This window comes from Dolichospermum sp. UHCC 0406 (assembly GCF_009712025.1).
GTDB classification, from domain to species: Bacteria; Cyanobacteriota; Cyanobacteriia; order Cyanobacteriales; family Nostocaceae; genus Dolichospermum; species Dolichospermum lemmermannii.
In genome coordinates this window covers 97252-104201 of sequence record NZ_VILA01000004.1, presented here as the reverse complement: position 1 = coordinate 104201, position 6950 = coordinate 97252, and the positions used below count along the sequence as shown (strand labels likewise).

Below are 6950 nucleotides of genomic sequence, written 5' to 3'. Positions count from 1 at the left end.
AGGGGGAGTAGGGGAGATTATTTATCTTTCTATTACCTATTACCTATTATCTATTACCCATTACCTATTACCTATTACCTATTGCCTCTTACTTTATTCACCAATATATATTCCTAAAGACCTAGCGGTTTGGACTAAATCACCTTGAGGATTAACAAGAGAGGGATTATTATCTATCACATCTTGAATGGGGAAAGTGACAACTTTGCCATTTTGCCAAGCTAACATTTGATCATATTGATTTTGGGCAATTAAATCAACTGCAACTTTACCAAACATAGTAGCTGTGAGACGGTCTAAAGCTGAGGGGATACCACCACGCTGAATATGTCCTAATACAGAAACTCTGGTATCAATCAGGTGATTACTACAATTAGCAATTTTTTCGGCAATATATTGACCTTGACCACATTTAGTTCGGCTTCGCTCACTATCAATAGCAGTAGTACAAATAGAAGGATTATCGGCATCTTCTGCACAAACAGATATCCCTTCAGCAACCACAATAATAGCAAATTTTTTTTGCCAACAATCGCGTAATTCGGTCAGATGATGACATATTCCTTGAATAGTATAGGGGACTTCGGGAATTAAAATCACATCAGCACCGCCGGCAATTCCTGAGTGTAAAGCTAAATGTCCAGCGCTGCGTCCCATAACTTCGATAATCATCACTCGGTCATGACTAGCAGCAGTAAAGATCAGACGATTAATAGCATCAACAATTGTATTAATTGCCGTATCAAAGCCGATTGAACGTTCTGTAAAAGCGACATCATGATCAATAGTTTTGGGGATAGCAATTAAATTCCAATTACCTAAAACGGCTAATTGATGAATAATATTTAAACTACCATCTCCACCGACAATAATTAAAGCATTTAAAGCGATCGCTTTATAACCGGCTAATATTTCATCAGCATGGGCTAAAGTATCTCCTTTATTAATACTACCTAAAATTGTTCCCCCCATATTTAGTAAAGGGTCAATCCCGCGTAAATCCCAACCATGTATACTTAACGGCACCGTTTTCCGTTCTAGCAACCCTTGGGTAGCGTAAGGAATCCCCACTACTTCCCAATCAAAAGTCCGTGTGGCATGACTCACAACAGCGCGAATCACACAATTTAGACCCGGACAGTCACCACCACTGGTAAGAATACCAATACGTTTTTTCATTGTTTGTCAGTTGTTAGTTGTCGGTAGGGGCGAAGCATTTGGAAGATAAATTATCGGTCATTGCCAAAAATAGTTCTCCAAATGCTTCGCCCGTACAGTTGTTAGTTGTCGGTAGGGGCGAAGCATTTGGAAGATAAATTATCGGTCATTGCCAAAAATAGTTCTCCAAATGCTTCGCCCGTACAGTTGTTAGTTGTCGGTAGGGGCGAAGCATTTGGAAGATAAATTATCGGTCATTGCCAAAAATAGTTCTCCAAATGCTTCGCCCGTACAGTTGTTAGTTGTCAGTAGGGGCGAAGCATTTGCAAGATAAATTATCGGTCATTGCCAAAAATAGTTCTCCAAATGCTTCGCCCGTACAGTTGTTAGTTGTTAGTTATTACCTATTACCTAACTTTTTGTATAAACTCTACCCGAATCTGGATTATAGGTTTGCAAAGCCTTCATATATTGAGCGCGTTCAAAAGCACTAGGATTAGGACATTTTAACTGGCTCATGGTACCTTGCATTTGCTTGACAGATTCATATTCATGTATTTTCATCCATTCCCGTAGGTCTTTTTCTAAACACTGAATATGGTTAATTCCCTCTCGTAATAATACAGAACACAACATAGTTATATTTGCTCCCACCATTAACATTTTGATCACATCATAGGCATTATGAATACCGCTAGTTGCAGCCAAACTACCCTGAATATGACCATAGAGAATGGCTATCCAGCGCAGAGGTAAACGCATGGCTTGGGGGGTACTTAAAAGTACATGAGGTTCGACTTCTAAATTTTCTAAATTAATATCTGGTTGATAAAACCGATTAAATAATACTAATCCATCAGCCCCGGCATGATCTAAACGTTTGGCGATATTTGCAGTATTAGTAAAGTACGGACTGAGTTTTACGGCTACAGGAATAGTGACGGCGGCTTTAACAGATGTGAGAATATCAAGATAATTTTGCTCGATATCGTGACTACTTAAATCTGGGTTAGTAGGAACATAGTAAATATTTAATTCTAGTGCTGATGCTCCTGCTTCTTGGATGAGTTTACCATATTTAGTCCAACCACCGACGGAACAACCATTCAAACTGGCAATAATGGGAATATCAACTTTTTCCTTAGCTTTGCGAATATGGTCTAGATATTCTTCTGGTCCGACTCGGAATTTAGCAATATTTGGGAAATAGGTTAAAGCTTCTGCAAAACTTTCTGTACCATGGCTTAAATGATGATCAAGTGCGGATTCTTCTAAAGTTAATTGTTCTTCAAATAGCGAGTGCATAACAACAGCACCCGCACCTGCATCTTCCATTAATTTAATATTATCAATGTCTTCTGAAAGTGGAGAAGCGGAGGGAACTAAGGGAGATTTTAATTCTAAACCTAAATATGTGGTAGTTAAGTTCATAAATTTGGTAATTAAAAACTAACAACTGTACGGGCGAAGCATTTGGAGAACTATTTTTGGCAATGACCGATAATTTATCTTCCAAATGCTTCGCCCCTACTAACAACTGACTCAAAGCTATTTTAATTTTCTTGCAGCTAAATATTGATACATTTGCCAACGGGTATTAACATCTGCTTGGGATTCTTTGAGGAGTTCTTTTGCTGTTTCTGAGTTAATTTTAGTTAACATTTTGAAACGGTTCTCCATGTACATGGAATTTTCTATTGGTATGTGAGGGGTGCGAGAATCGAGTTGTAAGGGGTTTTCTCCCTGTTTAATGCGGTCGGGGTGATAGCGATATAATAACCAGCGTCCAGAGTCTACAGCAGCTTTTTGATTTTGCATGGCTGTACTCATGTTGATACCGTGAGCAATACAATGACTGTAGGCAATAATTAATGATGGACCTTCGTAAGCTTCGGCTTCTAAGAAAGTTTTCAGGGTTTGTTCATCTTTTGCGCCCATTGCTACACTAGCAACATAAACATTACCGTAGGTCATGGCAATTAAACCCAAATCTTTCTTAGTTGTAGGTTTACCACCTGCGGCAAATTTTGCCACTGCACCTTTAGGGGTAGATTTGGACATTTGACCACCAGTATTAGAATAAACTTCTGTGTCTAATACGAGAATATTAACGTTGCGTCCACTAGCAATTACATGATCTAATCCACCATAACCAATATCATAAGCCCAACCGTCACCACCAATGATCCAAACACTTTTTTTCACTAAATAATCAACGAGGGATTGAAGATTTTTGAACGCAGATAAACGCAGATAAACGCTGATAGAATCCTCTTTCATCTGCGTTAATCTGTGTTCATCTGCGGTGATAATTTCTTTTAATTTTCCTTTGAGAATAGCAATTCGTTCTCGTTGAGAGTAAATATCCGATTCGTCTTTTTGTTCTGCGGTGAGAATATCTGTAACTAGAGTTTCACCTATTTGGGGTGCAAGTTGTTGGAGTAAATAAGCTGCAAATTCCGCTTGTTTATCTATGGAAACGCGGAAACCTAAGCCAAATTCGGCGTTATCTTCAAATAGACTGTTAGACCATGCTGGCCCCCTACCTGCGGCGTTTTTTGCCCAAGGTGTGGTGGGTAAGTTACCACCATAGATAGATGAACAACCGGTGGCGTTGGCGACGATCATGCGATCGCCAAATAATTGTGTTACTAATTTAATATAAGGTGTTTCTCCACATCCAGCACAAGCACCAGAAAACTCAAACAACGGTTCTTGCATTTGTTGTTGATTAATATGATTTAACTTTAAATTCCGTCTATCTGGGTTAGGGAGATTTAAGAAGAAATCCCAATTTTCTCGTTCTTGTTCTCGCAATGGTTTTTGTGCTGCCATATTAATGGCTTTTTTGCGCGGTTCGGCTTTATTTTTTGCGGGACAAACATCAACACAAATACCGCAACCTGTACAATCTTCTGCTGCTACTTGAATGGTAAACTTTAAATCATGCCAATCATGTTCTTTGGCATTTGCACTTTTAAAAGTTGCGGGGGCATTTTCTAATTCTTCTGGTGCATATACTTTAGCGCGAATGACACTATGAGGACACACCATCACACATTTACCACATTGAATACAAACGTCAGCATCCCAAACCGGAATTTCTTCAGCAATATTGCGTTTTTCCCATTTAGATGTTCCTGTGGGATATGTACCATCTACAGGTAATGCACTCACAGGTAAATCATCACCTTCACGGACTATCATTTTCCCTAATACATTGCGGACAAATGCAGGTGCAGTATCGGGGATTGAGGACATTCTTATATTTTCTTGTTCCCTGCGATGCACTGAGCTTGTCGAAGTGTTCCCCGTTCCCCGTTCCCTAATTTCATAGAGATTTTCCAAGGTTTTATCAACTGCTTGGATATTCATTTGCACGATTTCTTCGCCTTTTTTACCGTAGGCTTGACGAATAGACTTTTTAATTTGATCTATAGCTTCTTCTCTTGGTAAAACACCGGAAATGGCAAAGAAACAAACCTGCATAACGGTGTTAATATGTCCACCCATTCCCGCTTCACGGGCGACTTTGTAGGCATTAATGACATAGAATTTGATATTTTTGTTAATTATCTCTGTTTGCATTGCAGCAGGTAATTTATTCCAAATTTCATCTTTATGATAATGTGAATTTAGTAAAAAAGTGCCACCAGGAATAATATCTTTCAATATGGGAAATTTTTCTACAAAGTCCCATTGATGACAAGCGACAAAATTAGCTTTAGTGATTAAATAAGTAGAATGAATTGGTTGAGAACCAAAACGCAAATGAGAGACGGTAACTGAACCAGATTTTTTAGAATCATAAACAAAATAACCTTGGGCAAAATTATCTGTTTCTTCTCCAATGATTTTGATAGAATTTTTATTTGCCCCTACTGTACCATCTGCACCCAAACCGTAGAAAATTGCCCTAACTATATTGTCAGCTTCTATATTAAATTCGGGATTATATGTTAAACTGTTATGAGTAACATCATCATTAATCCCCACAGTAAAATGATTTTTTGGTTTCTCCACATCTAAATTATCAAATACCGCTTTTACCATTGCTGGTGTAAATTCTTTAGATGATAAACCATATCTACCTCCCACAACTTTAATTTTGTGAAGTTGGTTTTCTGCCAAAGCTGTAACTACATCTATATATAAAGGTTCACCAATTGCCCCTGGTTCTTTCGTTCTATCTAAAACGGCAATTTTGGAGGTAGTTTGGGGGAGAGAATTAATAAATCTTTGGGTATCAAAGGGACGATATAATCTAACTTTGATAATTCCCACTTTTTCACCTTGTTGATTGAGATAATCTACGGTTTCATGAACTGTTTCGCAACCAGAACCCATGAGAATAATTATTTTTTCTGCTTCTAAATGTCCATGATAATCAAATAGTTGATATTGTCTCCCCGTCATTGCGGCAAATTCATCCATTACCTGTTGAGTAATATCTGGACAAGCGAGATAAAAAGAGTTTACTGTTTCTCTAGCTTGAAAATAAACATCAGGGTTTTGCGCCGTTCCTCGTAATACCGGGTTATCAGGTGTTAAAGCCCGTAAACGATGGGCAATTACTAAGTCTAAAGGAATAAATTTTTGTAAGTCTGGAGTTGTTAATATTTCTACTTTATTGACTTCGTGGGAAGTGCGAAAACCATCAAAAAAGTGTAAGTAAGGTATGCGAGATGATAAAGTTGCTTTTGTGGAAATTAGGGCAAAATCATGGGCTTCTTGCACAGAAGCAGCGCATAACATGGCAAAACCTGTAGTTCTTGAGGCCATGACATCACTATGATCTCCGAAAATGGAAAGGGCTTGGGCTGCAAGCGATCGCGCCGCAATATGAAATACTGTAGGTGTAAGTTCACCGGCAATTTTGTACATATTTGGTAGCATCAACATTAACCCCTGAGATGCTGTAAATGTGGTTGTCAGTGAACCCGTTTGTAAAGCCCCATGTACAGCACCCGCAACCCCCCCTTCACTCTGCAACTGTACCACCGCAGGAACTGTTCCCCAGATGTTCGGTTTTCCCTCACTCATCCAAGTATCAGACCATTCCGCCATCGGTGAAGATGGGGTAATTGGGTAAATGGCAATAACTTCGTTTAGTTGGTAAACGACTTTAGCCACAGCTTCATTACCATCTATAGTTGCAAAGGTTCTCATCTTCATAAGAATACCCGGTAAGTGGGAAACTCAGTGGCTTTAGCCCTGAGAGGGAAACGGCACGAGCGGTTTTAACCGCTGTGAATCTTAAAATTGAAACCAGATTTTTGATTGGAACCTGGAAACCAACTCCCTTGCGGGGTAATGTTAGCTTCGACCTGTTATAAGAGCTTGTTAGGCTGGCAACACTGTTTCAGTGACCTTAAAACTGTTTAATTGCCAGCGACAGAGCAGGGAACTAGCTACGCATTCCAGGGTGTCGTGACTCAAATAACGGCTACCATGAGAGTAAACTCAGGGTGGTCTGGTCAGTACGGCTTGCTTGATTACTCTTGCAAGCCCAGTCCCTTTAGGGCTGGGTTACTGACCTTCCTTTACCTTGAAGAACTACTAAATTTCGGGTAATTGGTGTTTTCCTAGCCCCAAATTCCCTAGTTTTTACATTCAACTGAAAAATCAGCAGAAATTTCCATCTACTAAAATCATAATTATAGGATAGTTCATAGAAAATCCCCCCGTACTAAATTTAGTATGGGGGCTAGATGAGAACAAAATCCCAAATTATTGGTTTTAAGGAATAATTTTCTGCTAAGTTCCTCTAACTTTTGGCGTAGTAATTGAGA

5 protein-coding genes are annotated in these 6950 nt (G+C 39.1%); 1 reads left to right on the top strand and 4 read right to left on the bottom strand.

Annotation, left to right across the window (positions count from 1 at the left end; all coding sequences use genetic code 11):
• Positions 1–93 precede the first annotated feature (93 nt).
• Entirely contained in the window at positions 94–1179 is a 1086-nt protein-coding gene (locus tag FJR09_RS05280; RefSeq protein WP_168654033.1) for an ATP-dependent 6-phosphofructokinase, read from the bottom strand.
• Positions 1180–1460: 281 nt separating this feature from the next.
• Here FJR09_RS05280 and FJR09_RS25000 point away from each other — a divergent pair, with 281 nt between their 5' ends.
• The gene (locus tag FJR09_RS25000) at positions 1461–1652 is read left to right on the top strand and encodes a hypothetical protein (RefSeq protein WP_235082004.1); all 192 of its coding nucleotides are present in this window, start codon (positions 1461–1463) and stop codon (positions 1650–1652) included.
• On the opposite strand, the gene FJR09_RS05270 is transcribed toward FJR09_RS25000, so the two are convergent.
• Genes FJR09_RS05270 through nifJ form a run of 3 tightly spaced genes read right to left on the bottom strand, consistent with a single transcriptional unit; the run spans position 1570 to position 6333 of the window.
• Complete coding sequence (locus FJR09_RS05270) at positions 1570–2589, bottom strand: dihydroorotate dehydrogenase-like protein (protein WP_168652794.1); 1020 nt, start codon at positions 2587–2589, stop codon at positions 1570–1572. The genes FJR09_RS25000 and FJR09_RS05270 overlap by 83 nt on opposite strands.
• Positions 2507–2704: a hypothetical protein gene (locus FJR09_RS05265; RefSeq protein ID WP_217361110.1), complete on the bottom strand. Its 198-nt coding sequence runs from the start codon at positions 2702–2704 to the stop codon at positions 2507–2509. The genes FJR09_RS05270 and FJR09_RS05265 overlap by 83 nt, the downstream gene beginning before the upstream one ends.
• Positions 2705–2706: 2 nt before the next feature.
• Positions 2707–6333 carry a pyruvate:ferredoxin (flavodoxin) oxidoreductase gene (gene nifJ / locus FJR09_RS05260; protein ID WP_168652390.1) on the bottom strand — a complete coding sequence of 1209 codons (3627 nt, stop codon included), beginning with the start codon at positions 6331–6333 and terminating at the stop codon, positions 2707–2709.
• Between the last annotated feature and the right edge of the window lie 617 nt (positions 6334–6950).